Genomic DNA, 25,948 nt, shown 5'->3' on the forward strand with positions numbered 1-25,948 from the left:
TTTGTGGAATATATAGTTTCGAGTAACCTTAACAGTATGTTTAAAAATAGTAAGTGAAAAAAAGAATTGGACTAGGAACATGGTCTTGGGGAAATCAAGTTTTTTGGGACTATCAAATTCGTAATGATGATGATTTATCTGAGACTTATAAAGAAGCGTTAAAAAGAGGTTTTAACTTAATTGACAGTGCAGATTCTTATGGAACTGGAAAACTTAATGGAAGAAGTGAAGAACTTTTAGGAAAATTTTTACTAGATACTCCTGCTTTTCAAAAAAAACGCGTTCAAATAGCAACGAAGCTCGCTCCTTATCCATGGAGATTGGGGAATAAAGGTTTCACCAAACCCTATCTCAAAAGTTTAGAAAGATTAAATAATAAATTAGATATAGTTCAAATACATTGGTCAACCGCAAAATATAATCCCTGGCAAGAATTACAATTATTAAATAATCTTTGTGATTTAATTGATCAAGGTTTTAATTTTCAAATTGGATTATCAAATATTGGACCCCAAAGATTAAAGAAAATAATTCAATACTTATCAAAAAGAGATCAGAAAATTAAAAGTGTTCAAATTCAGTTTTCTTTATTATCTCCAGATTTCTTAAAACATACAAATGTAAAAAGAATTTGTGAAAATTATGATATTGATTTTTTAGCCTATAGTCCTTTAGCTTTTGGAATACTATGTATAGATCCTGAAAAAGATGAAGATAAGCAAAATTCTTTTCTACGTAGTTTGATTTTTAAAAACTATAAAAAATCAAGTATTGAATTAAGGAGATGTCTTAAGCAGATTGCTGTTTCAAGATCAGTTTCACAAGCTCAAGTAGCAATCAATTGGTGTTGTTATCAGGGAGCCATACCTCTTGTAGGAATGAGAAAAAGGTCTCAAGTTATTGATATATCTAATGTTTTTAAATGGAATTTAAACAAAAAAGAATTTGGAATGCTTCAAGAAGCTTCTCAAAAGTGTTTGAAAAAGATGCCAAGTAATCCTTTTTCAAGCTTGTAAAAGAGAATTCAATAAATTTTATGCAGATAGTTTTTTAAGATTTTTTATTTGATTATTGCTCCAAAGTTCTGTCGGAAAGTTTGAACCTGTAAATCTTAAAACTTTAGGTTTATATTTTATTAATAAGTCATTAATGTTATTTTTTGTGCTCATTTGTATTGATAATTTTTTAGTACGCTAAAATATTTTTTTCCTAATCTTCTCAGTATTTATACTTATAAAATTCAAAAAATAATTTCTAATACATTATTTTGAAGTAAATTTTACAAATTAACAAATTATCTAATACTATTTTGTTCAATATAAAATGGTGGAGCCCTTCCAGGCTCCTTGGATCATTTGGTTGATAAGGCTGATATCACCCCATCTCCTTTGAGATCAAGCAGCAACTGGTGCTGTTTGACGGGAGAAACTAACGATTTTGTTAGCGTTTGTGTTTTTGCTCTAACCGAGCAGGCTTCAGTCATCTTCCTTACGCCCCGTCGAAACCATTACAACCCCAAATGAAAATGGAGTTGAGCGGAATCGAACCGCTGTCCGAAACATCGGTTGAGATCACCTAGTCCAATTGGACATTTATATTCTGGCAGGCAAAATGAGTATTGAATAGCTATTTCATTAATTTTTTAAATATATGCACGTAATTGCATCATCTCCTGAAGGTTTAGAGAAATATTTAGCAAGCGAAATTATTGAATTGGGTGGATTTAATATTAATACCTATAAAAGATCAGTTTCTTTTGAATGTGATTATGCCACTTTTTATAGAATTCATTTTTTTTCAAGAGTTGCGTTTCGTTTTTATAGAGAAGTATCACGTTTTGTTTGCTATGACAGGCTTTCTTTATATGAGGGAGTTAGAGATTCATTTGATTGGTTGAAATGGTTACCTTCTGAAAAAACATTTAATGTTCAAGTTACAGGCAGAACTTCATCGTTAAGTCATTCTCATTTCACTGCTCTTGAGGTTAAAAATTCAATTACTGATCTCCAACAATCTGTTTGGAATAAAAGATCTAATATTTCTTTAGATAATCCTGATTTGATAATTCATTTACATTTAAATAATGATCGTGGGGTTCTTAGCTTGCAGAGCACTTTTGAAAGTCTTCATAAAAGAGGATATAGACCTGCTATTGGATATGCTCCACTTAAAGAAAATTTAGCTTCTGGATTATTAAAAATAACTGAATGGAATGGAACTAAACCTTTGGTTGATCTTATGTGTGGATCAGGAACTTTTTTAATAGAGGCTATTAATCAAATTCTTAAAGTTCCACTTAAATTTCAGCAATTTTATCTCTTTGAAAATTGGCTCGATTTTAACAAATATATTTTTTTAGAAGAGAAAAACAAGGCTCAGAAGAGAGTTGTTACCTTTGAGAAACTATCAAAAACTATTGGTTGTGAGATTAATAAAGATGTTTTTGATCAAGCAAAAGTCAACATACAACTAGCAGGGCTTGAAAATTATATTGAACTGCAAAATGATGATTTTAAAAATATTCAATTTAAATCTTCAGAAGGATTAGTTTTATGTAATCCACCGTATGGAAAAAAATTAGGTGATGAAAACGAATTAATTACCTTATATGAGGATATGGGTGAATTTTTGAAGAAAAATTTTTCTGGTTGGGAATTCTGGTTACTAAGTGGGAATCCAAAACTTACAAGATATTTAAAAATGAAATCTTCTTTGAAAATACCTGTGAGTAATGGAGGCATTGATTGCAGATGGATAAAATATTTAATAAGATAATTTATTTTTTTCCTAATACTGCTTTTGTTGTTTTACCCAAACCTTCTAGTGTTTGGGGTAGATAAGGTCCTTTAGCAAGTTTTCCTCCAAGCTTTAAGCTCAAACCTGCAAGAAATAAATCAACAAATATTATCAAAAGTAAATTATATTCTGTTGCCCAATTATTCAACTTACTAAGAGTCAGATAAAAAATAACATGAATAGATATTAAAACTAATAATAATAAAATTCCACCCATAGCAATAAATACTCCCCCACTTATTAATCTTCTCTTTTCTCTATCAACTTCTTGAAGTGCTATTCGAACATGCAAATCCATTACCGAACTAGCAATTGCAGAGATTCTTGAAGCTGTATTAGCAAAGTTTTTGTTTTTGGGTTTATCCATTTATTTATTTCTACTATTAATTAAACTACCTATAAATAATCCTATACCAGCAGCAATAGCAATAGATAAGATTGGTTTTTTTCTAATTGGGGTTTCTATTTTTGGCCTTAATGTACTGTTTAGTTCATCTAGTAACTCTTCTAATTGACTTTCGATTGGTTCTATTTTATCTGCAATTTCCCAATTATTTTCTTGAATTGAATCAATGATTTGAAATAATTGATTTTTAATACCACTAGCAGATGATCCAGTATGACTTGCTATTACTCCAACTAAATCATCAATACTTCCTTTTGCAGTCTCAAGAGTTTGTTGTGCGATATTAGGCCATTTTTCTTGTATTAACGGAATCAAACTATCGATTTTTTCTCGTAACCATTTTTCTGATATGCCTTCTTCCTTTGGCAGCCCAGAATCATCAATTGTTTCTTTAACTTCTTTGGGAGGATGAAAAGCTTCCATTAATCAACCTACATTTCTTTTAGAGTAGACTGTATTTTCTTAATTTGAAACCCTTTTATTTAGTTTTTTTTTAATAAAAAATTATAGACATATAAAATTTTATTTACATTTCATTTATCTCACCTGTTCTGTAATAAGGTTTTGTTAAGCTATTACTGACTTTATTAAATTAAGTTTTTTATTTCATCATGGATATCACATTTGCAGCAATTATTTTTGCATCCCGTACAATTCCAACTGATTTTGGATTGGTAGCAGCAGCTATTGCAGGAGCTGGCAGCTTGCTATTTATTGCTTTGAGATTTGTTCCTGATGCGGGTAACTAGGTTTTTCCTTTTTTAAAATGCACTAACTTGTTAGTTCATTTTAATGATTGATTATTGAAATAAAATAATTTATTGATGAGCTAGATAATGAATCGATGGGTTTTACTCGAACATAAGATTCTTAGTAGTAAATTTATTGATATTCACTATGATTTTCTTGTTGAAGATCAATTAGATTGTTTGACTTGGAAGTTTCACGAAATTCCATCACTAAATAAGGGTGTCATTAAAATAGTAAAACAACCAAATCATAGATTGGTGTGGCTTTCTAGGGTTGAATATCAACTTTCTAAGAATAGAGGTTTAGTAAAAAGAATTGATCATGGAATTTTCTCTAATATTCCTCATAATCAAGACTCTCAAAAATTAAAAATTATATTGAATGGTAAATTGTTAAACGGTCTGTTCATAATTGATGGAAATTTTTGTCAATTAACGAAAAACAATTAATTTGTTTTTAGAAATAATCTTAATAATTCTCTTGAGATTTTTTGAAAAGTAGCTATTCTTACTTAGCTATTGTGACTTGCGATTGGTATACATCAATCAGGTCGAGTTTGAAAATTTTAAATCTTTTGGAGGAAGTGTAAAAATTCCTCTTGAAGAAGGATTTACAGTGGTGACTGGTCCAAATGGATCTGGGAAAAGTAATATTTTGGACGGAATTTTATTCTGTTTAGGTTTGGCAAATAGTAGAGGGATGAGAGCAGAAAGATTACCAGATTTAATAAATAATTCTAAAGTAAAAGAAGGTAAAGCTTCAGAAACATTTGTTTCCGTTAAATTCAATATTGAAGATTGGTCGCCAAGGGAAGATGTTCCACCTTTGGATTTAGAAGAAGATGATATCGCGCTTAATAGAGGTCAAAAAGAATGGATAGTTTCCAGGAAATTGCGGTTAATGCCTGGTGGATCTTATGCATCTACTTATACCTCTGACGGACGCCAGTGCACTTTACAACAAATACAGAGAGTTCTTAGAGATATAAGTGTTGATCCAGAAGGAAGTAATGTTGTGATGCAGGGAGATGTTACAAGAATAGTATCAATGAATAATAAAGAGAGGAGAACCCTGATTGATGAATTGGCAGGGGTAGCTCTTTTTGATAGCAGAATTGAACAAACACATTCAAAACTTAATGATGTTTTTGAAAGACAAGAAAGATGCGAGATTCTAGAAAACGAACTGCAATCTAGTAAAGTAAAGCTTGAAAAAGAATGTGAAAAAGCAAAAAAATATAAAGAGTTGAAGGCAAAACTTTTTCATATTAAGGAGATTGAAAAAGTACTTTTATTCGATAAACAAGTTCAAAATATTGAATTAATTAAGAAAAAAGCTATTAACTTGGATAAGAGTAAGATTTTATTTAATCAACACAAAGAATCTCTTAGTAAAGAAATACAAGTATTGCAAGATGCAATGCAAATCATGATTGCAGAATTAAAAGAGAAAGGAGAAGATAACTTAATCAAAGTAAATTCTGATATTGGGAGTATAAATTCTAATTTAAGGGAATTAGAAAGAATAGCAGTTGTCAATAAAGAGGAGGGCATTAAACTTCAAGATCAACGCGATAAAATTGCAATATCTAAAAAAAGTACGGAGTTAGAAAAGAATCGACAAGAGGACTTTAATTATAATTATCTAGAAAAATTGAACATCGAGATTCAAGATTTAACGTTAAAACACAAGCTATCTAGAAAAAAACTTTCTCATGCTGCAGGTGAATCAGGTGAATTTTCAAAGCAAAGTATAAAGCTTAATAATGAGTTAGAAAATTTAAAATCTTTAGTACAACCTCTTGAATCTAGTAAAAGGAATATTGAAGAGGAAATTATACAAATTAATATTCAAAGAGAAGAAATAGCATCTCAAAATGATCTTTTAAAGTTAGAAAAACAAAAACTATTAGAATTTAATCAAAATAATGAGAAATCAACGGATATAAAAAATCGTAATTTGAGCAGTATTAGATCTGAAATTGATTCTTTAAAAATTGAAATAGATCTGTTAAATAAAACTAAACTAAGGCTAAACAACGAACAATTAAGGCTTGAAAAGGATTTATCAAGATGTGAAAGCAGAAAAGAAGCTTTAAATGAAACCAGGGGATCATATGCATTAAGAATACTTTTAGAGGCAGGTTTAGATGGTATACATGGATATGTTGCTCAATTAGGTGCCGTCAGTGAAAAGCACAGGTATGCATTGGAAATTGCAGCTGGTAATAGACTTGGACAAATAGTTGTTGATAATGACACTATTGCTTCAAAAGCTATTGAAATTCTGAAAAAAAAGAAAGCAGGCAGATTAACCTTTATTCCACTTAATAGAATTAAAACCTATAAAAAAAATTTCGCGCTTAAAAGATTTGAGAATTTTAAAGAGAATGGATTTTTAGATAAGGCTATTAATTTAATTGATTGTGATGATGTTTATGATGATGTTTTTAAATACGTTTTTGGAGATACAGTAGTCTTTTCAGATTTAGAGTCAGCGAAATCATCTAAACAAAAAATTAGAATGGTTACTTTGAGTGGAGAACTGTTAGAAGTGAGTGGTGCAATTACAGGTGGTAGTAAAGTTAATAAAGATCTTGCTTATAGGTTCGGAACCAATAATGATATTGACGAATCTCACCCCATAAAACAAAGATTATCTACAATTGTAGAAGCTTTAAAGAAATCAGATAATGATACTTTAAATAAAACTAACAACTTGAACAAACTGAATTTTAATCAAAGGGAAATATTAGAGGATTGCGTATCTTCTAATAAAGAAATTGAAGTAAATAATAATTCTATAAAAGTTTCTATGAAAAGAATTGATGATAACAATTTGAGGCTTAATCAGCTTAAGTCTCAAAATAATTTATTAAATGATAAGTTGGATAACATTCGAAATGAAATAAAACCATTTAAAAAAAAGTTGGATGACTTAGAGATGATCCTTAAAAAGAATTATGAAGATAATCAAACATCCTCTTTAATGACTCATAATAATGATTTCGAAAAGTTAGATAAAAAACTTGAATTAATGATTCAAGAGAAAGATGAATTATTAAATAAAAAGAATCAATTTGTTTTAAATCAAGAACGTATAAATAATCAATTAAATCTAATATCTCTACAAGAAAAGAATCTACAAAAATCAGTTAAAGAGCTTTCTAATGCTCATAATGAATGGATAAAGAAAAGAGATGATTATAAAAGTGAGCTTGCGAGTCTTGATGGTCAAAAATCATTGCTTGAAAAGGATCTCGGAATATTAAGAAGAAAAAGGGATGAGTTGAATTCATCTATTTCCAATAAAAGACAAGAAATAAATCAGTTGACCCTTAAGTTGGAATATCTTGAAAGAGATATAAGTTCTCTAAATGAGGAAATGCGTAGCGAAACTATCAAGTTAGAAAATTATAAAAAACAGCTACCTGATCCTTTGCCCAGCTTTGGAGAATATGAGACTATAACGCTTGATTTATTACAATCAGAGATCGTTGTGATTAATACGAAATTGGAAAGTTTAGAACCAGTAAATATGTTGGCTTTAGATGAACTCGAGGAATTGACAGAAAGATTAAATGATTTGATAGAAAGACTGGAAGTTTTATCTAATGAAAGATCGGAGTTGTTATTAAGAATAGAAACTGTTTCAACTATGCGACAAGAAGCATTTATGCAGGCATTCATAGAGGTTGATAAGCATTTTAGAGAGATCTTTGCCAATTTATCAGATGGAGATGGGTTCCTTCAGCTCGAAAATCCAGAAGCTCCTTTAGAGGGAGGTTTAACTTTAGTGGCTCATCCTAAAGGAAAAAACGTTAGAAGATTAGCTTCAATGTCGGGGGGTGAGAAATCATTAACGGCCCTAAGTTTTTTATTTGCTTTGCAAAAATATAAGCCTTCTCCCTTTTATGCATTAGATGAAGTAGATAGTTTTTTAGATGGTATTAACGTTGAAAGATTATCAAAATTAATAACAAGTCAGTCATCAAATGCTCAATTTATAGTCGTAAGCCATAGAAGACCTATGATAAGTGCATCTGAACGAACAATTGGTGTTGCTCAAGCAAGAGGTGCTAATACTCAAGTTGTTGGATTACCAAATGCTGCATAATCACACTTTTTTATATTTTTACGTCAGAATGTCAGAAAGATATTAATGAGTTTGTCCAACACATCCACAAATAATAATGGCCGCAATTCTGTACCTAGCGAACGTCTATGGTTAAGATCGGAACTTATGGGGACCCAAGTCATTACTACTGATACTGGCAGGAGATTAGGAGTTGTAGGTGAAGTTGTTGTTGATATTGATAGAAGAGAGGTAGTTGCTTTAGGTCTGAGAGATAATCCTCTTACAAGATTTTTGCCAGGTTTACCTAAATGGATGCCTCTTGAAAGCATAAAGCAGGTTGGCGATGTAATTTTAGTGGATTCTTTAGATTCTTTGAGCGACGGTTTTTCTCCTGAAAGATATGGGAAAGTTATAAATTGCCAGGTAATTACGGAATCTGGTCAGCTTCTTGGAAGAGTTCTTGGATTTTCTTTCGATATTGAGACGGGGGATTTAATTTCTCTTGTGATGGGTGCAGTAGGAGTTCCTCTTTTAGGTGAAGGCGTTCTAAGCACTTGGGAAATTCCTGTAGATGAGATAGTCAGTAGTGGTACTGACAGAATAATTGTTTATGAAGGAGCTGAGGAAAAACTAAATCAGTTAAGTAGTGGATTACTCGAGAAACTTGGGGTCGGTGGCTCTTCTTGGGAAGAAAGGGAAGCTAATAGATATACAGCAAATCTTGTTCCAGTGGAGAATCAGCTATTGTCAGGTTCTGAATCAGAAGAACAAAATAATTTTATGGAAGAAATTAAAGAAGAAGAATTTATAGAAGAAGAAGAGTATGAAGAAGAACTGGAATATGTAGAAATCGAAACCACAAAAGAAAAAATAAATAATAAAAAACAACTTTATTTGGATAATGACTCCTCTGAACAATTAGACAATCAAACTGATGAAGAAAATACGACAGAATTTGCTGTTCAAAGGCCATCTATATCTAATCGAGCTTCAAAGAGACCTATTCAAAGGTCACAAGAACCTTTAGATATTGAACCTGTTGAAGAGAAAAAAACAATTATAGAAAATCCTCAATCAGAATCTGTAGAAATTGATGATCCTTGGTAATTATTTAGTAATTAACTGAATTTTTTGATCGAATTAAAAATTATGTAAGCTAATTTTTTAACTGCACCAGTTTTCCCTCGTTGTTTTGATAAATTATCTTTTTGCTCACTTAAATAATTTTTATTTTTTATCAGAAATATAGCTTCATTAGCGATTTGTTTTGGTGAAATGTTTCCTATTCTTTCTGGAATAATTAACTTGTTAGCTTTTATATTTGGCCATGAAAAAAATTTTTTCTGCTTTAAGTACCAATTTTTAATTATAAAAGTGAAGAATTTATTGATAAAAGAAATTTTACCAAGTATTCCGAAGATACCGTCCCAAGCGTTCATTACATTCAAATGTTGGGTGGGTAGAACAACTATCATGGGTAAAGTAAGTGAAGCTAATTCAGCAGTATTTGCTCCAACTGTAGTAATTGCAAGATCACATTTTTTTAGTACTTCATAGCAAGGGTGTTTATTAATTAAATAAATTTTTGTATTATTTGAGGTTTCAATAACATAGTCAAAAACGGAATTTTTAATTTGTTTAATTTGTTTAATTTTGGATGAATAATATTTTGATATAGGATTCTTATTACTTTGAAAGAATAAATATTCGCTTGTACTTGTAGTTGGTGCTATGGGAATAATAAAGTTAATATTTTTATTATTTTTATTAATATGATCAGCCATTTCAAGAAAGAAAGGAATACCCACCATGAGCTTTGCTTTTTTAGAACCTGGTAGTAAAGCAATCCACTTTTTTTCTTCAAGATTTAAAGCAATTTCTTTTTTATTCGTAATGTCTGCCATTAAATCGCCAATAATTTTACATTTATATCTATATTTTGAAGGAATGCTTTTCTTAACGTTTTTATTCATTGCTGCAATTACATTGTTCCAACGTGGCCATCTTGAAATCCATTCAGCATATGTGATGTTGATATAACCTAATCTTTTTGCTAACAAAACACTCCAAAATTGATCACCTCCAAGAAAAATAACGATCCCCTTTTTAGGCCATTTTGCATATTGAGCAGGCCTGATTAACAATTTCCAAAAAGTCTTTGCTTCTGTAACTAATTCAAATTTGTGCCAAGATTTAGCAACTTCATATTCTTTACCAGTAGCATTTGGACACGGTACTAAAACTAATCTTATTGAGTAATTCAGTTTATCAATATTTTTCGAAGTATCATTTATCTTATTTAGATAATCCACTACAGGCCTCACCCACGTTGATAATTCCCCAGGCCCATTAGTGATAATTACAACTGCAATTGATTTTTCTTTCATTGCAGTCAATCCAAGATACATTAAATGCGGACGGCGAGACTTGAACTCGCAAGGCCTAAGCCACACGCTCCTTAGACGTGCGCGTCTACCAATTCCGCCACGTCCGCAAAGGGTTTTCGAGCACAAGGGTGTTCTTAAACCACTAAGTTATCATACATTAATCGCATTAATTTGCGATAATATTTTGTTAATCTGCTCGGTTTAAATATTTAAAAGATGTATTTTATATAACTTAGTTTTAAATACTTAAAATGACTGATTTTTTCTATTGCATAAATAAATAATTATCCACATATAACGTTTTAGGTTGTATTGTTAATCAATGCATTCTTGAAATTCAAAAATTTTATTGAATACTTTTTAAAGTAATTTCAATTTAAATTAATTTTTATTTCTTCAATTTAATTTTGTAATGGTTGAAAAAGTTTTAATTGCTAATCGTGGAGAAATAGCTTTACGAATTATCAGAAGTTGTAGAGAGCTTGATATTGCAACTGTTGCTGTTTATAGCACCGTAGATAAAAAGGCATTGCATGTGCAATTAGCAGATGAAGCAGTTTGCGTTGGAGACTCACTAAGTAACAAGAGTTATTTAAATATTCCTAATATCTTAGCTGCTGCTACATCAAGAGGAGTTGATGCTATTCATCCAGGTTATGGTTTTCTTGCGGAGAACGATAAATTTGCAGAAATGTGTAACGATCATGGTATAACTTTCATTGGTCCATCTCCCAATGCTATTAGATCAATGGGAGACAAATCTACTGCTAAAGAGACAATGGAGAGAGTCGGAGTACCAACTGTTCCTGGAAGCAAAGGTTTATTATCGAGTGTCGAGGAGGCCTACGAAATGGCCCAAGAGATTGGATATCCCGTCATAATAAAAGCCACAGCTGGAGGAGGAGGTAGAGGAATGAGATTGGTTGAAAATAAGGCTAATTTAGAAAAAATGTTTAAAGCAGCCCAAGGAGAAGCAGAAGCGGCATTTGGAAATGATGGTTTATATATGGAGAAATTTATAAAAAAGCCAAGACATGTAGAAATTCAAATCCTTGCTGACAGGTCAGGTAATGTGGTTCATTTAGGAGAGAGAGATTGTTCTGTACAAAGGAGGCACCAAAAATTATTAGAGGAGTCTCCCAGTCCAGCTATAAACTATTCTCTTAGAAAAAAAATGGGTAATGCAGCCATTGCTGCTGCAAAAAGTATTAGTTATGAAGGGGCGGGAACTGTTGAATTTTTAGTAGATGATGATAATAATTTTTACTTTATGGAGATGAATACCAGGATTCAAGTGGAACACCCCGTAACTGAAATGGTTACTGGTGTTGATCTAATTGCTGAACAAATCAAAATAGCTGGAGGTGACAATTTAGGATTTACTCAAGATGATATTCAATTAAATGGACATGCTATTGAATGCAGAATTAATGCGGAAGATCCTTCACATAATTTTCGCCCATCTCCCGGTAAAATAACTGGATGGCTGCCTCCAGGGGGCCCTGGAGTGAGGGTTGATAGTCATGTTTATACTGGTTATGAAATACCGCCATTTTATGATTCACTTATAGGTAAATTAATAGTCTGGGGTAAAGATCGTAATACTGCTATTAAAAGAATGAATAGAGCTTTAAATGAATGCGCTGTAACAGGAATTCCAACAACAATTAACTTTCATTTATCTCTTCTCAATAAAAGGAAATTTATGGAAGGCAAAATTCATACTAAATACGTTGAGGAAGAATTATTACCTAACTATTAATGGAATATAATGCCTTCTTAACTTATACTTTTTAGAATGGCTAATTTGATTAAACCTTGTTGACCAACTAATATTTCTCTTAGAAAACTTATTATTCCTATCCAAATCACTGGGCCAACATCGACGCCCCCAATGGGAGGAATCAATTTTCTCGTAACGTTTAAAATAGAACTTGTTGGAATTGCAATTAATAACCAAAAACCTTTATTTAAATCAACTTTTGGGTACCAAGTTAAAATTAATCTTATTAAAAAGACTAGGGTTAAAAATGATAAAAGGATTCCTAGTGTAAGATCTAAAGCATGTAAATAGTTTTGAGACAATGAAATAACAATTGTTTAATCCATCTTAATAAATAACCCATAAGTTAGGATTTAATTCGTATTATAAATTCAGAATTTAATTTTAAAAAAGTGATTCAAATTTCAAATCTAATATTAGCGGCTGATGTTTCCCCAGAAGTGGCTGGTAGTTCGGGCTTCAATATGATAGCGAGTTTCTTCGCTGCAGCTTTACTTATAGTTATTCCAGCAGCAGCTTTTTTGATCTTTGTTAGCCAAAAAGATTCACTTGAACGTACTTCAGCTACACGTAGACGCTAGTTTTTATAAAAGTTTTAAGTAAACTATATATAAAGGTGTTTTATTGCACCTTAAAAAATAAGTTTTGGAGAAAAAAAGTGGTCAATGCTAGTCTAAATTGGGCGAGTATTGTAGGCATCGTACTAGCTGTATGTGGAGGTGGCCTATATTTTTTGAGGTCATTTAAACCTGCGCTGGCAAGAGATTATGATGTTTTCTTTGCGGCAATAGGTCTTTTATGTGGAGGAATATTATTTTTTCAAGGATGGAGATTAGATCCTATTTTGCAATTTGGGCAGTTTTTATTAGCAGGAACGACGGTATTCTTTGCGTATGAAAGTGTTCGACTAAGAGGTGTTGCCACTGATCAAGCAAGAAGATCTTCTTATTTTGAAGATGATCAGATTCCAGATATGCCTAGAAATTCTTCCAGAAATAGATTTAATGATGATTATAATCAATTTGAGGATTCTGATAGACCTTCTAGAAGATTCAAACCTCAAGATGATGATTTAGAAGATGATTACATGGAAGCTAGATCGCAAAGGAGAAATATATCAAGAGCTATTCCTGAATCTGCAGTCAGCAGGAGGCGTCCTTCTTTAAGAGAGTCTAATCAATTTGAGAATGAAGAACCTAAGAGAAGAAGAAATCGGTCTGAAGATAATAGGATGAGTAATGAAGATAGAAGAGCAAGTTTTGGAGAAAGAAGATCATCAAGAAGTGAAATTAAAAGAGGCTCTCGGCCATTATCTAATCAAGAAGTTTCTAGAAAATCAAATAATTCCTCTCTTAAGGATGCTTCTACCTCCTCTAATAAACCAACAAGGTCATCTATCAGATCTCAGACTTCAACAGAAAAAGTAGAAGATGCATCATTTTCTACAAATATCAATGAAGTAAAAAAGCCTCGTCAAGCAAGAAGCTCAGCAGCTAGTGCAAGATCAACCTCTAAAAATAAAACTGGAAGGTATACTGTGGGAACAAAAAAAAATAAACCCAGAGATAATAGTTCTAGATTTGATGACTAATTAAAATATCCCAGCCCAATTTAGAAATGATTTTTGACTTATTAATTCAATTAAAATAATTGCTAAAAAACCGAGCATTGCAAATCTTCCATTTGTTATTTCTGAATAATTGCTCCATCCAAACTCATATCTATCTTCAATTTCAATTGATTGTTCCTCAATTTTAATTTCTTCAGAATTTGTTTTTTCTAGTTCCATAGCTTCCTGATTATTTTGTTCTTGATTTGAAGTCATGATTGTAATCTAATTTTTAAAATTATACTTATCTGTAGTAAATAATTTCCAGCCCCCTTGTCCATTTAATTCTAAAATGTTCTCATGAAAATCTTTTAAACTAGGCCTGTGTCCCACGCTTATCAAGGATAATTCTCTATCCCTTAGTAAATTATATAGTCTTTTTTCAGTTTTAATATCGAGTGCACTAGTAGCTTCATCTAACACAGCAAATCTCGGAGAATTAAGTAGTAATCTTGCAAAGGCTAATCTTTGCTGTTCTCCTAATGAAAGTATTCTTGGCCAATCTTGTTTGACGTCAAGGTTGGGATATCTATCAACAATAGAATTTAAATTTACTTCATTAAGAACAGAAATTAAGTGGTCATCACTAAATTTGTCAACTTCTGTTGGATAACATAATTGTTCCCTTAAAGAACCCAATAGCATATAGGGTTTTTGAGGTATAAATAGCAAATCACCTGTCTTTGGTTTTTTAATCGATCCTTGATTGGGTTCCCATAATCCGCTGATCATCCTTAACAAAGAGGTTTTGCCACACCCAGATGGGCCTACTACTAATAATGATTGATTTGTTTCAATACTCAGATTTAAGTTTTTGATAATAGCTTTATCAGACCCAGGTGGAAAAAGGTCGGCATTGTTAATAAGAATAGAAGAATAATCAGAAATTATATTTTGATTGTCTATTGGCTTGGTTTGACTGATACTTTCAACTTTTGACTGAAAACCCTCTAATCTTCCAATTCCTGCTGTGAACTTTGCAAGTTCCTCTATTTGATTAACTATAAAAAATAAAGAACCTTCTACCATACCAAATGCAAAGCTTGCTTGAATAAATCGACCATAATCAATATCTCCTCTAAAGTAAGGAATTGCCATTATTAGATATGGAAAGAAGTTTCCAGCATAATTAATAGAACGTCTCATTACATCAATAATTACTCTCCAAATTATTAGTAAGTTAAAGTTTCTTACCACTTCTCCTAATCTTCTCTCTGTTTCACTTTTTTCTGGTTTTTCACCCGAATAAAAAGCTATTGATTCAGCATTATCTCTAATATGAACTAATCCATATCTAAAGTCTGCCTCATATCTAAGTTGATCGAAATCAATTTTTACAAGATTTTTTCCAGCAATTAATAAGATAGCAGTAGCAAATGCTGCGTATCCAAATAATGAAAAGGTTAATGTTGTACTAATGCTCCATAATATTAGAATGTTCAGAGAAAAAGTAAGAAGTGCATCAAAAACTCCCAAAGTAAAGGATAAACTTTGACCAGTAAAAGCTCTGGTATCATCTGTTATTCGTTGGTCAGGATTATCTACATCTGTTTGTTCTTCATCATTAGGATTTAGTTGGTAGTATGCTTTATTAGTCATGTAGTCTTTAACTAAGCTTTTTGAAAGCCAATCTCTCCAAATTATTCCTAATTTATAAGTAAAGAATATTTGAGAAACCCGAATTGGAAGCGCTACAGCAAAGCAACAAGCATAGATTCCTAAAATTCTATAAAATCCATCTTGTTGTTTCTCTACTAAAGCATTGGTTAAGTCTCTAGCAATAAATCCTATTCCTGCATTAATTCCATTTACTGCCAAAAGCATTAATACTATGACTGCTAGGAATAACCAATGTACCCATCTGCGATTCTTAAGTTGACGCCTTAAACTAAAAAAACTTCCTGAACCGATAAGAAATAATCCTGAAAACAATAATCCCCACCAGCCAGACCATATTGTATTAACAGTATTAACTACTCCTCCAAAGTATTTATCAAGAAAAATAGGTTGAATGCTTTCAAAAAAACTAATTATGCCTGTAAGAGCTACAAGAACAATACCTCCTACACAAAATAAGAGAGATATTAAAAGCCATATAAATTGAAAGCCATTACATTGATCAATTGGTAAGAAAAATGGTTGGGCTAATCTTCTTAACTTTTGTAGTTGATAAAATATTTTAGATTTATTTTGCACTACATTATTCATATTTTTTCTATATCTTTATAGTAAGTAAATTATATCTCTATGAAGATGATTGCCCAAAACCTATTAGTGAAAGTGCCCAATCTGGAAGGTTGAGGTATGATAATAATTTTAAATCAAATTCATGGACTTTAATAATCAATATATCCATAAGCCACCATATTAGAAAAGGTAAATTAAATAAAATTTGTAATTGCCATTTGTAAGTTAATACTTTCCAAATTTTAGTTAAAACTAACTTCTGAGATTCATCTAAACTCTCCCAATTTGTAGCAATTAGATCTAGTAAATTTTTAGATTTATTATTGAGAGATTCTGGAGAATTCATGTTTAATTTTTCTTATTTATAGCTAAAAAGAAACTCTTTTGAGAGTTTTAGCCAGGAGGCCAACTCATTTTTCTACCAGCTAAGAAATGTATATGTAAATGAAATACTGTTTGTCCAGATTCTTCACCAGTATTAATAACAGTTCTCCAATTTTTTAATTGCTTAGATTTGGCAATATTTTTTCCTATTAAAAGAAGATGTCCTAATAAATCTCTATCTTCCTCCAAACACTCGCATAAACTGACTAATGGTTTTTTAGGAATTACTAAAAAGTGAACTGGAGCTTGAGAGGCAATATCATTAAATGCTAAACAAAGCTCATCTTCATGAAGCTTTTCGCAGGGAATCTCACCATTTATTATTTTGCTAAAGATTGTAGTTTCAGCCATTGCTTTATTAAATAATTAAATCATTTGATTGGTATTACATCTTTTTGATGAAATCCTTCTTTGATGAGTTCTTTATTCAAATCTTCTTTTGAAGTAACTCTATCAACAAATAAAACTCCATTGAGATGATCCATTTCATGTTGAATGCATCTTGCTAAGAGTCCATCAGCTTTCATTTTTCTTGGCCTGCCCATTTCATCTCTAAATCTTAATTTAATTGTTGATGGTCTTACGACGTTTAAATAAACTCCTGGGATACTTAGACAACCCTCTTCATATGAATTTAAAGTTGTTCCATAATCAGTAATTTCTGGATTTATTAAAATTAATGGTTCAGCAGCAGCATCTTCAAAATTTACATCAATTACAAGTAGCTCTTTCTTGATTCCTATTTGCGGAGCGGCAAGTCCAATCCCTTTGGCTGCATACATACTTTGAAGCATGTCTTTAGCTAAATTTCTTATGGAATTATCAACTTTACTTATTCTTTTAGCATTTTCTCTCAATACATCATCACCAAGTTTATATATTTCTAGTGATGGAGTTCCTGTTTGTTCTTTAGATACCTTTTCTATAGGACTATTTGTTTTTGACTTTCTTGCAAGTTGTGAAAAATTGTTTGCCACGGTAAAAAAAATTATTTACTCAACAGTTAAGCTATAAAAATATTAGCACTTTAAATACATCTTGAAATAAACTTTTTAAATGAATAATGCTAAGAATTTAAAAATTAAGCAAATCGATAAAAAAAATATATCTTTTAAAGAGTTATCTCTAATTAAGAATATAATTTTCTGGGTAGATATTATTCCTGGAGATCAAACACAAAAAAATGCTATTTTTGCTAGGCCATTTCATGATAAAAATGCAATTCCACAAAAATTAACGGGCGATAATTTTTATATTAAAAGCAATTTTCATGGTTATGGGGGCAAATCATATCAATGTATAGAGGTGAATGATCATATTTATTTGATATGGGTTGATCAGCTTTCAAAAGCAATGTGGTTAAAAATTTTCAAAGTCCAAGAAAAAGTACTTAAAAATGATAATCAATATCTGCTATGCGATGTGGAACCAAGACAACTTACTGAGTCAATAAAAACGAATTTTGATACTTCATTTGTTATTTCTAAAAACAACCTTTTATTCGGTTTATGTGAGATAAAACATAGAGATTATTTATTCTCATTAAATTTAAAGAAAACTAAACAAGATATTCGCATAATAAAAAAATTTGATAATTTTGCGGGGAATTTATCTTCTAATATTTCAGCTGATTTATTTTCCTGGATAGAGTGGAATGCTGGCTCCATGCCTTGGGAAAGAAATGAGCTATTTTTTGCAATGATTGATAATGATGGAGAGATACAAAACATAAAAAATTTTTCTAATAAATTTGTTAATGAAGAGAAAAATGTTTCTTTCTTTCAACCTTACTGGATGAGTGATACTACTTTAGTCTGTTCTGAAGATAGTACAGGCTGGTGGAATTTATTATTTCTCGATTTAACTGATATTAAAAATATTATTCTAAAAAAAAGAATAATTAAACCTTTGACTGAGTATGGATCGCCTCAGTGGGTTTCTGGAATTTCATTTTTTTCCGGAAATATTAAAAATCTATTTTGTGTTGCAAAAAAAGATAATAGTTGGGTACTAGAGCATTATCAGAATTGTGAATGTATTAAAGAACTTAAATTACCATTTTGTTCAATAGGTGATTTAGATGTTTGTGATCAAAAATTAGTTATTAGAGGTTGTAGTTTTGGTTGTTTCGAAGAATTATTCGAGTGTGATTTTGGAGAGAAAAGCCATACTAAATTATTAAATGAGATATCCCTTGAGTCTATAAACGAATATTCAAGACCAGAATCTTTTTGGTTTAAAGGTTTTAATAATCAACCCACACATTCTTTTATTTATAAGCCTCTATTTGAAAGATTTATTAAGTCACCATTAATCGTTAAGGCACATAGTGGCCCTACTGCTTGCTTTGACGGGTCTTTAAATTCCGAAGTGCAGCATTGGACTTCGAAAGGATTTACAGTTGCGGAAGTGAATTATGGTGGTTCCTCGGGTTTTGGAAGAGAGTACAGGGAGAGATTAAATTATAAATGGGGTATTCTTGATTCATACGACTGTAAAGCATTGGTACTTGATTTAATTAGGTTAAATCTAGTTGATAGAACCAAAGTCGCAATTTTAGGCAATAGTGCTGGTGGTTTAACTGCAATTAATGCTCTATGTGAAGGTGATTTGTTTAAAGTGGCGATTTGTAAATATCCTGTTCTGGATTTAAACGATATGCATCAACACACTCATAGATTTGAAAAAGGTTATTTAAATTCTCTCATAGGTAGATATTCAAAATTTCATAATGAGTATAAACTTCGATCACCAATTTATAAAATTAATCATTTAAAAAAACCAGTTTTATTATTTCATGGAAAAAAAGATTTAGTTATTTCATGCAAAAAAACCCTACAAATCAAAGAAAAACTTCTTAAAAATAATAAAAATTCAGAAGTCATAATTTTTGAAAATGAAGGGCATGGTTTTAAAAACACAAATAATAAAAAACAAGTTCTTATTAAAACTCAGGAGTTTTTAGAGAAAACTCTTAATATTTAAGAATTTAGTTTTAAAAAACTAATAGTTTCCTTAAGTTTTTCGATAAAAGTATTTATATCTTCTTTGGTAGTTGTGAAATTCATACTAATTCTAGCTGTTGAATTTATTCCGATATGTCTATGCAGAGGTTGACAACAGTGATGTCCACTTCTGATACAAATACCTTTAGAATCAAGAATTTCAGCGATATCGTTTGAATGTATTTCTTTAACATAAAATGTTGCCAATGCAGCTCTGTTTGGATCTATTTTCGGAGAAGGACCTATTATTTCAAGATCCTCTATTTGCTTTAATTTTTTAAATAAATATTTTGTAATCTCCTTTTCATATTCACTGATTCGATCTAACCCAATATTGTTAATGTAATTAATCGCTGCAGCTAATCCTATTGCTTCAGCAATAGCTGGAGTACCAGCTTCAAATTTATGAGGGAGTTCAGCCCAAGTACTTTTCTCTTCAAAAACATCTTGAATCATTTCACCACCTCCAAAAAAAGGAGGAATTTTTTCTAAAATTTCTTTTCTGGACCATAAGAAACCTATGCCTGTTGGGCCACATAATTTATGTCCTGAACCGGCTAAAAAATCTATACCTAGTTCATTAATATCTAACTTTTGATGGGCTAAACTTTGACAAGCATCAAGCAGAACTAAAGAACCCTTATCCCTAGCTAATTTAGTTATTTCTTTTATTGGATTACAGCACCCTAAAGTGTTGCTTATATGTAATAAGCTTACTAGTTTTGTTTTCGTTGTTAATTTTGACTTGAAATCATTTATATCTAATCTTCCGTCTTGATCTATGCCCACAAATTTCAGTTTACATTTGTTTTTTGCAGCTACCATTTGCCAAGGAACAATATTACTATGATGCTCCATTATTGATAGAAGAATTTCATCATTCTCTTTTAAAGTAAATTCTCCCCATGATCTGGCAACCAGATTTATAGCTTCAGTTGCATTTCTTGTAAAAATTATTTCTTTTGTTGAATAAGCATTAACATATTTTGCAATTAAAGATCTTGAATTCTCAAATTCTTCAGTTGCTTTTGCACTTAATTGATGAGCTCCTCTATGAACGTTTGCGTTGAAATTCTTATAGTATTCATCAATTTTTTCAAGAACTTGGATTGGTTTTTGGGTTGTTGCAGCGTGATCTAGATAAATAATTGTATTTTTGTTTTTGAAATTATTTTCTAATAAAGGAAAGTCTTTTTTATCTATTAGAGGAAAGTTTTTTTTACAAATTTTCGGGAAATTTTTAATTGTTTCCATTAATTTTCTTTTAAAATTTTATCAAGCAAATCCCATCTATCTTTTGAAATAGGAATACTTGAAATAACTTCTTGTATATAAGAACTTAATTGTAGTTTACTCGCTTCTGCTAACGTGAGTCCTCTTGATCTCATATAGAAAAGTTCTTCTTCATTTAATTGTGAAATAGTTGCACCGTGTTTGCATTTTACATCGTCAGCAATTATTTCTAATTGAGGTTTAGTATCTATTTTTGCATGTCTCGATAAAAGTAGATTCCTGCTTAATTGTGACGCATCGGTCTTTTGCGCAATTTTTGGAACAATTATGGAGCCTTCAAAGACTGCATGTGATTTATCATCTGCCAAGGATTTATTAATTTGATCTAAAAATCCATTAGGACCGTTAAATTGCATTTTTGTATAAGTAGCTATTTGGTCATTATTTTTTGTTATTTGTATTCCTTTTAAATTTGTTTTGGCATTTCCCTCTAATTGATTAATACGGATTTCAAATCTTGCATAATCAAATTTGAAATGTAGTGATCCTAGGCTGTACTCACTGTTGGTCTTTTGAATTACATTTAAAGAATTTAATAAATTAGATTTGCTTTCTCCATAGGAAACTAAACCATGATTAACCGAAGTATTTTCTTCTAGACATAAATAAGTTGATTGAGATAGTGAAGAATTTTTGTTTCCAAGATTAATTTGTATTAAATCAACCTTAGAATTCTTTTCAAAGAATAAAATAAGTGTTTTAGCATTAAAAGAGTCGGGTGACGAAGCACTAAATATCTCAAGAGGAGGAATTTTATTACCAGAAATATTTAAACCTAAGATGTTTGCTTTAGAACTTAAAGAATGATTTAGTAAGTCACTCCAATGATCATTTTGATCAGAATTAGATATATTTTTTTTTATATAGTCTACAATTTCGATCTCTTTTAATTCTTTTATTGAATAGTTTTCTTTTTCTAAATTGATTGAGTTATTCTCTCCGATGATCAGTCTAATTATATTTTGAGAGGCTTTTTTATATGGGAGATTAACTTTAGATTCTTTATTTTTATTTGAATGATCTAAAAATCTTGAAAATTTGGATTTATTGGAAAGTCTCCAGTATTCACTTTTGATATTTGGTAATGGATTTAATTTTAATTTATCAAGACAAATTTTTTGTATCTCAGATGGATTACTAATTAATTCATTATTTTTGATTTCATCAATAATTTGCATTGATTTATTGCTCTTTTATAAAATTATCAGTCCATTCATATCCATGTTTCTCAAGTTCTAGGGCAAGATCACTTTCTCCAGTTTTTATTATTTGTCCGTCTGACATTACATGAACATAGTCAGGTTGTATTTCATCTAATAACCTTTGATAGTGAGTGATTAATATAATTCCGGTTTCTTCATTAGATATCTTTTTAATACCTGAAGCAACTATTCTAAGTGCATCAATATCTAAACCTGAGTCGGTTTCATCCAAAATTGCAATTTTTGGTTCTAATAATGCCATTTGTAATATTTCATTCCTTTTCTTTTCCCCACCTGAAAACCCTTGATTAATACTCCTCGATAAAAAGGCAGAATCCATTTTGACTAAGTCAAGTTTTTCTTTTACTAAGTCTTCAAAATCAAAAGTATCTAGTTCTTCTTTGTTAAGAAATTTTCTTCTTGCATTTGTCGCAACTCTAAGAAATTCTAGATTGCTTACTCCAGGAATTTCGATGGGATATTGAAAACCAAGAAAAATACCAGATTGAGCTCTCTCTTCTGGTTCTAAAGACTGAATATCATTTCCTGTAAATTTTATTTCGCCTTTAGTAATTTTGTATGATGGATGACCCGCAATAATCTTGGATAGAGTACTTTTCCCACATCCATTTCTTCCCATGATTGCGTGAATTTCGCCAGGATTAACTGAAATGGTTACCCCTTTTAAAATAGGAAGATTTTCGATAGATGCAAAAAGATTATTTACTTCTAATATTGGATCTAATTCTTTCGTTTTGCTTTGCATCACACTTTAGAAATTAATTGATTATCCAACCGAACCTTCTAATTTGAGGGCAAGCAGCTTATCGGCTTCAGCCGCAAATTCCAATGGCAGTTGATTGAAAACATCTCTACAAAAGCCACTTACCATCATTGATACAGCCTCTTCAAATTCAATACCTCTACTTTGTAAATAAAAAAGTTGATCTTCAGAAATTCTACATGTACTTGCTTCATGCTCAATTTCTGAATTTGGTTGTTGAGAGTGAATATAAGGAAATGTATTCGCAGCAGCTTGATCGCCTATTAACATTGAATCACATTGACTATAATTTCTTGATCCAGAAGCTTTTGAACCCATTTTTACAAGACCTCTGTAACTATTAATTGAATTGCCAGCACTAATTCCTTTACTAACTATTGTTGATTTAGTTCTAGGACCGATGTGAATCATTTTTGTACCTGTATCGGCTTGTTGAAGGTTATTAGTGAGAGCTACAGAATAAAATTCTCCTACCGATTCCTCTCCTAAAAGTATACAGCTAGGATATTTCCATGTTATGGCAGAGCCTGTTTCTACTTGAGACCAGCTTATTTTACTTCTCTTACCTAAACATTTCCCCCTTTTGGTGACAAAATTAAAGATTCCTCCAACTCCTTCTTCATTCCCAGCATACCAATTTTGTACTGTTGAATATTTAATTGAGGCGTCGTCTAAGGCAATAAGTTCAACTACCGCTGCGTGCAGAGTATTCGTATCAAACATTGGAGCTGTACATCCTTCAAGGTAACTGACGGAGCTAGATTCTTCTGCGATAATTAAAGTTCTTTCAAACTGACCAGAGTCTCCACTGTTGATTCTAAAATATGATGAGAGATCCATCGGGCATTTAACTCCTTTTGGGATGTAAACGAATGAACCATCACTAAAAACAGCTGAGTTTAATGCAGCAAAATAGTTATCATTAGCTGGTACAACAGAACCTAAATATTTTTCTATTAAATTTGAGTGATCTTTTACTGCTTCACTTATAGAACAAAATATTACACCATGCTCAGCAAGTTCTTTTCGGAAGGTTGTTGCAATAGATACACTATCGAATACTGCATCAACAGCAACGTTTGTAAGTTTTTTTTGTTCAGTAAGAGGAATTCCTAATTTATCAAAAGTTTCTAGGAGTTTGGGATCAACTTCATCTAAGCTAGAAATCTTTTCTTTTTGTTTAGGTGCAGAATAATAAATTATATCTTGATAATCAATCTTTTTGTAACCTAGGTCTGCCCAGTTAGGCTCCTCCATTCTTTGCCATTTCCGAAAGGCATTAAGTCTGAAATTAAGAAGATATTTTGGCTCTTCTTTTTTTTCTGAAATTAATCGAATCGTATCTTCATTTAGGCCTTTGGAAATCTTTTCAGTTTCGATATCAGTAACGAAACCATATTTGTATGGTTCAGATACGACATCTTTAACTAAATTTTCACTTACCATAGTTTCTATAAATTAGTCTATTACAATTAGTTTTCTATACTTTAGCTAAATATATGCCCAATATTGAGTTTTTATCTTTAATTAAATTAAAAAATTAATGTCTAATCAAACAAATTATTTTCCAAGTCCGTTAAGCGATGAGATCGTGAAAAATATAGATCAACTGAATTTGTCCATTATTAAAAAGCACCATGTTCGATTGCTTGCCCATTGTCTTGAAATCTTCAAGGAAATCGGAAAAGATGAAAAATCATTCTTTGATGAAGATGAACTTCTTAAGAAATGGTGTGAAAAAAAATCCCAGAAGTTTAATGATAAAAATTTCAATCAACTTTTTTATGAACAAATGTCTTCTGCTGCAAAAAAAATAAACTTTTTTTCTAAGAGTATTAATAAAAATTTCAAAGAATTGGATCTTGAGGATTTAATCACTTTAGTTGAGCAAAATCAGGCAAATTAATATGAAGCGATCCCGAAGAAAAAATATATTTTTGTTGAGTTCTTAACAATTCAAGGTAATAAAATTTAAAAAACAGAAAATTAATTTACGAGTTATAGATTTCTAGATTTCTTTAAAATTCACTTATACCAGTTACTTATAAGAAAGTTGTAAAATTTAAAAACTTGAAAGTAGTCAGAAGATCCTGACGACTGCCTCTAATGTTACCCAAACTGCAAAAAAAAAGAACATACTGATCCCATGCAATTTATGGAGTTTTAAAAGTGGTTGATGGGATCAAGAATAAAGAATATTTACTTAGTCTAACCCTCAGACAATTGCGACAAGAAGCTAGTAAATTATCTGTCCCTTTATACAGTAGAAAGACAAAAGCTGTACTTATTGAACTAATTGATAAATACCAAAAAAATGCTAATCAATCATTTAATAAAACTCCAACTAAAAATATTCCTCTAAAAACCTCTAAACTCGCAACTCAAACAAAAACAGAAGAAGTTAAAACAAAACTAGTATTTTTGCCCAGAGATCCAGAGTGGGCATATGTATTTTGGCAAATTTCAGAAAGTGATAGAGATAAAGCTCAGTCTTTAGGTGCTAATAAATTATGTCTACGTTTATATGATGCCTCAGGTATTGGTGAAGGAAATCTAAATAAAGGCACTTTAAGAGAAATTGCTGTAGATAGTTATAGTACCGAATGGTATTTGCCTATTCCTCTAGCGGATAGGGACTATAAGGTTGAATTAGGTTACAAATACGGCTTTAAATGGATGTCATTAGCTTTTTCCTCTGTTAGCTATGTACCAGGTACTCAGCCTTCAGAGCAGATTTTAGATAAATTTGTTCCTTTTAACTTAGAAAATCCTGCATCACTTGAGCCTCCTTCGATTATACAAAACCCAAAGGTACAAGAAAATAATGGTTTGCATGAGCGCTTATACCAGGCAGCAACAAGTTTTCCTATAAGAAGAAAAATAGGTTCTGAAGAATTTATGGAAAACATGAATTCAAATAATTTAAACTCAAATCTCACCGATTCTGGTGCAGGGCAATGGTCTTCAGGCTTAAACGAATCTGGTAGTGGAATAGTTAAAAATAAATCCTTTTGGTTAGTTGCTGATTCGGAATTAATTGTTTATGGAGCAACAGATCCATCCGCCAAATTAACTATTGGTGAAGAAGAAGTTCCTTTGGCTGCTGACGGTACTTTTAGGCTTCAAGTTCCTTTTAGGGATGGCTCGCAAAAATACGAAATTAAGGCTACGGATGCTTCTGGTGACCAAGAAAAAAGTATTACAATGAAATTTGATAGAGTTACTCCCCTTGACGATACAAATGAAAAAGATAATGCTGAGACAAAATGGTTTTAAATAAATAAA

26 protein-coding genes and 1 tRNA gene are annotated in these 25,948 nt (G+C 31.1%); 12 read left to right on the forward strand and 15 right to left on the reverse strand.

The annotated features are described in order from the left end of the window. Positions 1-53: 53 nt before the first annotated feature. Complete coding sequence (locus TX50_RS00275) at positions 54-1,016, forward strand: aldo/keto reductase (protein ID WP_011131690.1); 963 nt, start codon at positions 54-56, stop codon at positions 1,014-1,016. A gap of 18 nt (positions 1,017-1,034) precedes the next feature. On the opposite strand, the gene TX50_RS09895 is transcribed toward TX50_RS00275, so the two are convergent. Then, complete coding sequence (locus TX50_RS09895; protein WP_268741258.1) at positions 1,035-1,169, reverse strand: hypothetical protein; 135 nt, start codon at positions 1,167-1,169, stop codon at positions 1,035-1,037. A 481-nt stretch (positions 1,170-1,650) separates the two neighbouring features. On the opposite strand from TX50_RS09895, the gene TX50_RS00280 reads away from it, so the two are divergent. Then, positions 1,651-2,775 carry a THUMP domain-containing class I SAM-dependent RNA methyltransferase gene (locus TX50_RS00280; protein WP_011131691.1) on the forward strand — a complete coding sequence of 375 codons (1,125 nt, stop codon included), beginning with the start codon at positions 1,651-1,653 and terminating at the stop codon, positions 2,773-2,775. A 1-nt stretch (position 2,776) separates the two neighbouring features. On the opposite strand, the gene TX50_RS00285 is transcribed toward TX50_RS00280, so the two are convergent. Continuing rightward, complete coding sequence (locus TX50_RS00285; protein WP_011131692.1) at positions 2,777-3,163, reverse strand: phage holin family protein; 387 nt, start codon at positions 3,161-3,163, stop codon at positions 2,777-2,779. Beyond that, positions 3,164-3,625 carry a hypothetical protein gene (locus TX50_RS00290; protein WP_011131693.1) on the reverse strand — a complete coding sequence of 154 codons (462 nt, stop codon included), beginning with the start codon at positions 3,623-3,625 and terminating at the stop codon, positions 3,164-3,166. Positions 3,626-3,813: 188 nt separating this feature from the next. Between TX50_RS00290 and TX50_RS09530 the strand changes: the two genes are divergently transcribed. The 4 genes from TX50_RS09530 to TX50_RS00305 all read left to right on the forward strand — a co-directional run bounded on the left by TX50_RS09530 (position 3,814) and on the right by TX50_RS00305 (position 9,136). Further along, positions 3,814-3,951, forward strand: coding sequence for a hypothetical protein (locus tag TX50_RS09530; protein WP_152556135.1), 138 nt, complete (start codon positions 3,814-3,816; stop codon positions 3,949-3,951). Positions 3,952-4,038: 87 nt separating this feature from the next. Continuing rightward, on the forward strand, positions 4,039-4,401 hold the full coding sequence (locus TX50_RS00295; RefSeq protein ID WP_011131694.1) for a hypothetical protein: 363 nt from the start codon (positions 4,039-4,041) through the stop codon (positions 4,399-4,401). 76 nt (positions 4,402-4,477) lie between these two features. After that, positions 4,478-8,068, forward strand: coding sequence for a chromosome segregation protein SMC (gene smc / locus TX50_RS00300; RefSeq protein ID WP_036930396.1), 3,591 nt, complete (start codon positions 4,478-4,480; stop codon positions 8,066-8,068). Between the two features lie 45 nt (positions 8,069-8,113). After that, a complete protein-coding gene (locus TX50_RS00305) occupies positions 8,114-9,136 on the forward strand; it encodes a PRC-barrel domain-containing protein (protein WP_036930395.1) in 1,023 nt (340 codons plus the stop codon). An 11-nt stretch (positions 9,137-9,147) separates the two neighbouring features. Here TX50_RS00305 and TX50_RS00310 read toward each other — a convergent pair whose 3' ends face one another. Then, positions 9,148-10,437 carry a hypothetical protein gene (locus TX50_RS00310; protein WP_011131697.1) on the reverse strand — a complete coding sequence of 430 codons (1,290 nt, stop codon included), beginning with the start codon at positions 10,435-10,437 and terminating at the stop codon, positions 9,148-9,150. A gap of 4 nt (positions 10,438-10,441) precedes the next feature. Further along, positions 10,442-10,523, reverse strand: a tRNA-Leu gene (locus TX50_RS00315). A 305-nt stretch (positions 10,524-10,828) separates the two neighbouring features. Between TX50_RS00315 and accC the strand changes: the two genes are divergently transcribed. Continuing rightward, positions 10,829-12,178 (forward strand): acetyl-CoA carboxylase biotin carboxylase subunit, encoded by a 1,350-nt coding sequence (gene accC / locus TX50_RS00320; RefSeq protein WP_011131698.1) that lies wholly within the window; start codon positions 10,829-10,831, stop codon positions 12,176-12,178. Positions 12,179-12,195: 17 nt separating this feature from the next. Here the strand turns inward: accC and TX50_RS00325 are convergent, their stop codons facing one another. After that, entirely contained in the window at positions 12,196-12,501 is a 306-nt protein-coding gene (locus TX50_RS00325) for a YggT family protein (RefSeq protein WP_011131699.1), read from the reverse strand. 90 nt (positions 12,502-12,591) lie between these two features. Here TX50_RS00325 and psbX point away from each other — a divergent pair, with 90 nt between their 5' ends. Further along, the gene (gene psbX, locus TX50_RS00330) at positions 12,592-12,780 is read left to right on the forward strand and encodes a photosystem II reaction center X protein (RefSeq protein ID WP_036930392.1); all 189 of its coding nucleotides are present in this window, start codon (positions 12,592-12,594) and stop codon (positions 12,778-12,780) included. 77 nt (positions 12,781-12,857) lie between these two features. Next, positions 12,858-13,790, forward strand: a complete 933-nt coding sequence (locus TX50_RS00335; protein WP_011131701.1) for a Ycf66 family protein — start codon at positions 12,858-12,860, stop codon at positions 13,788-13,790. On the opposite strand, the gene TX50_RS00340 is transcribed toward TX50_RS00335, so the two are convergent. From TX50_RS00340 to def, 5 genes are read right to left on the reverse strand one after another with little or no spacing between them, the layout of a single operon-like run. Further along, positions 13,791-14,024, reverse strand: a complete 234-nt coding sequence (locus tag TX50_RS00340; protein ID WP_011131702.1) for a chlorophyll a/b-binding protein — start codon at positions 14,022-14,024, stop codon at positions 13,791-13,793. Positions 14,025-14,033: 9 nt separating this feature from the next. Then, a complete protein-coding gene (locus TX50_RS00345; protein ID WP_011131703.1) occupies positions 14,034-16,016 on the reverse strand; it encodes an ABC transporter ATP-binding protein/permease in 1,983 nt (660 codons plus the stop codon). A 37-nt stretch (positions 16,017-16,053) separates the two neighbouring features. After that, entirely contained in the window at positions 16,054-16,341 is a 288-nt protein-coding gene (locus tag TX50_RS00350; RefSeq protein WP_011131704.1) for a hypothetical protein, read from the reverse strand. Between the two features lie 47 nt (positions 16,342-16,388). Then, positions 16,389-16,730, reverse strand: coding sequence for a histidine triad nucleotide-binding protein (locus TX50_RS00355; protein WP_011131705.1), 342 nt, complete (start codon positions 16,728-16,730; stop codon positions 16,389-16,391). Between the two features lie 20 nt (positions 16,731-16,750). Next, on the reverse strand, positions 16,751-17,356 hold the full coding sequence (gene def, locus TX50_RS00360) for a peptide deformylase (RefSeq protein ID WP_011131706.1): 606 nt from the start codon (positions 17,354-17,356) through the stop codon (positions 16,751-16,753). Between the two features lie 79 nt (positions 17,357-17,435). Here def and TX50_RS00365 point away from each other — a divergent pair, with 79 nt between their 5' ends. Next, positions 17,436-19,364 carry an alpha/beta hydrolase family protein gene (locus TX50_RS00365; RefSeq protein ID WP_011131707.1) on the forward strand — a complete coding sequence of 643 codons (1,929 nt, stop codon included), beginning with the start codon at positions 17,436-17,438 and terminating at the stop codon, positions 19,362-19,364. On the opposite strand, the gene TX50_RS00370 is transcribed toward TX50_RS00365, so the two are convergent. From TX50_RS00370 to sufB, 4 genes are read right to left on the reverse strand one after another with little or no spacing between them, the layout of a single operon-like run. Continuing rightward, a complete protein-coding gene (locus tag TX50_RS00370) occupies positions 19,361-20,638 on the reverse strand; it encodes a SufS family cysteine desulfurase (RefSeq protein WP_011131708.1) in 1,278 nt (425 codons plus the stop codon). The two genes, TX50_RS00365 and TX50_RS00370, sit on opposite strands and share 4 nt — an antisense overlap. Beyond that, positions 20,638-21,855 carry a SufD family Fe-S cluster assembly protein gene (locus TX50_RS00375; protein ID WP_011131709.1) on the reverse strand — a complete coding sequence of 406 codons (1,218 nt, stop codon included), beginning with the start codon at positions 21,853-21,855 and terminating at the stop codon, positions 20,638-20,640. Before TX50_RS00375 ends, TX50_RS00370 begins: the two co-directional genes overlap by 1 nt. A 4-nt stretch (positions 21,856-21,859) precedes the next feature. Further along, positions 21,860-22,645 (reverse strand): Fe-S cluster assembly ATPase SufC, encoded by a 786-nt coding sequence (gene sufC, locus TX50_RS00380; RefSeq protein WP_011131710.1) that lies wholly within the window; start codon positions 22,643-22,645, stop codon positions 21,860-21,862. Positions 22,646-22,666: 21 nt separating this feature from the next. Further along, complete coding sequence (gene sufB, locus TX50_RS00385) at positions 22,667-24,109, reverse strand: Fe-S cluster assembly protein SufB (protein WP_011131711.1); 1,443 nt, start codon at positions 24,107-24,109, stop codon at positions 22,667-22,669. Positions 24,110-24,206: 97 nt separating this feature from the next. Here sufB and TX50_RS00390 point away from each other — a divergent pair, with 97 nt between their 5' ends. Then, the gene (locus TX50_RS00390) at positions 24,207-24,569 is read left to right on the forward strand and encodes a hypothetical protein (RefSeq protein ID WP_011131712.1); all 363 of its coding nucleotides are present in this window, start codon (positions 24,207-24,209) and stop codon (positions 24,567-24,569) included. Between the two features lie 263 nt (positions 24,570-24,832). After that, positions 24,833-25,939, forward strand: a complete 1,107-nt coding sequence (locus TX50_RS00395) for a DUF4912 domain-containing protein (RefSeq protein WP_011131713.1) — start codon at positions 24,833-24,835, stop codon at positions 25,937-25,939. Positions 25,940-25,948 lie beyond the last annotated feature (9 nt).

It is taken from the genome of Prochlorococcus marinus subsp. pastoris str. CCMP1986 (assembly GCF_000011465.1).
In the GTDB taxonomy this organism is placed as follows: domain Bacteria; phylum Cyanobacteriota; class Cyanobacteriia; order PCC-6307; family Cyanobiaceae; genus Prochlorococcus_A; species Prochlorococcus_A pastoris.

Coding starts and splice junctions, on each gene's coding strand:
- TX50_RS00295 (WP_011131694.1), top strand. CDS start 4,039: ATGAATCGATGGGTTTTACTCGAACATAAGATTCTTAGTAGTAAATTT.
- sufB (WP_011131711.1), bottom strand. CDS start 24,109: ATGGTAAGTGAAAATTTAGTTAAAGATGTCGTATCTGAACCATACAAA.
- TX50_RS00340 (WP_011131702.1), bottom strand. CDS start 14,024: ATGACTTCAAATCAAGAACAAAATAATCAGGAAGCTATGGAACTAGAA.
- TX50_RS00345 (WP_011131703.1), bottom strand. CDS start 16,016: ATGAATAATGTAGTGCAAAATAAATCTAAAATATTTTATCAACTACAA.
- TX50_RS00350 (WP_011131704.1), bottom strand. CDS start 16,341: ATGAATTCTCCAGAATCTCTCAATAATAAATCTAAAAATTTACTAGAT.
- TX50_RS00365 (WP_011131707.1), top strand. CDS start 17,436: ATGAATAATGCTAAGAATTTAAAAATTAAGCAAATCGATAAAAAAAAT.
- TX50_RS00285 (WP_011131692.1), bottom strand. CDS start 3,163: ATGGATAAACCCAAAAACAAAAACTTTGCTAATACAGCTTCAAGAATC.
- accC (WP_011131698.1), top strand. CDS start 10,829: ATGGTTGAAAAAGTTTTAATTGCTAATCGTGGAGAAATAGCTTTACGA.
- TX50_RS00375 (WP_011131709.1), bottom strand. CDS start 21,855: ATGCAAATTATTGATGAAATCAAAAATAATGAATTAATTAGTAATCCA.
- TX50_RS09895 (WP_268741258.1), bottom strand. CDS start 1,169: ATGAGCACAAAAAATAACATTAATGACTTATTAATAAAATATAAACCT.
- TX50_RS00390 (WP_011131712.1), top strand. CDS start 24,207: ATGTCTAATCAAACAAATTATTTTCCAAGTCCGTTAAGCGATGAGATC.
- TX50_RS00280 (WP_011131691.1), top strand. CDS start 1,651: ATGCACGTAATTGCATCATCTCCTGAAGGTTTAGAGAAATATTTAGCA.
- TX50_RS00310 (WP_011131697.1), bottom strand. CDS start 10,437: ATGTATCTTGGATTGACTGCAATGAAAGAAAAATCAATTGCAGTTGTA.
- TX50_RS00355 (WP_011131705.1), bottom strand. CDS start 16,730: ATGGCTGAAACTACAATCTTTAGCAAAATAATAAATGGTGAGATTCCC.
- sufC (WP_011131710.1), bottom strand. CDS start 22,645: ATGCAAAGCAAAACGAAAGAATTAGATCCAATATTAGAAGTAAATAAT.
- TX50_RS00305 (WP_036930395.1), top strand. CDS start 8,114: ATGAGTTTGTCCAACACATCCACAAATAATAATGGCCGCAATTCTGTA.
- TX50_RS00290 (WP_011131693.1), bottom strand. CDS start 3,625: ATGGAAGCTTTTCATCCTCCCAAAGAAGTTAAAGAAACAATTGATGAT.
- TX50_RS09530 (WP_152556135.1), top strand. CDS start 3,814: ATGGATATCACATTTGCAGCAATTATTTTTGCATCCCGTACAATTCCA.
- TX50_RS00370 (WP_011131708.1), bottom strand. CDS start 20,638: ATGGAAACAATTAAAAATTTCCCGAAAATTTGTAAAAAAAACTTTCCT.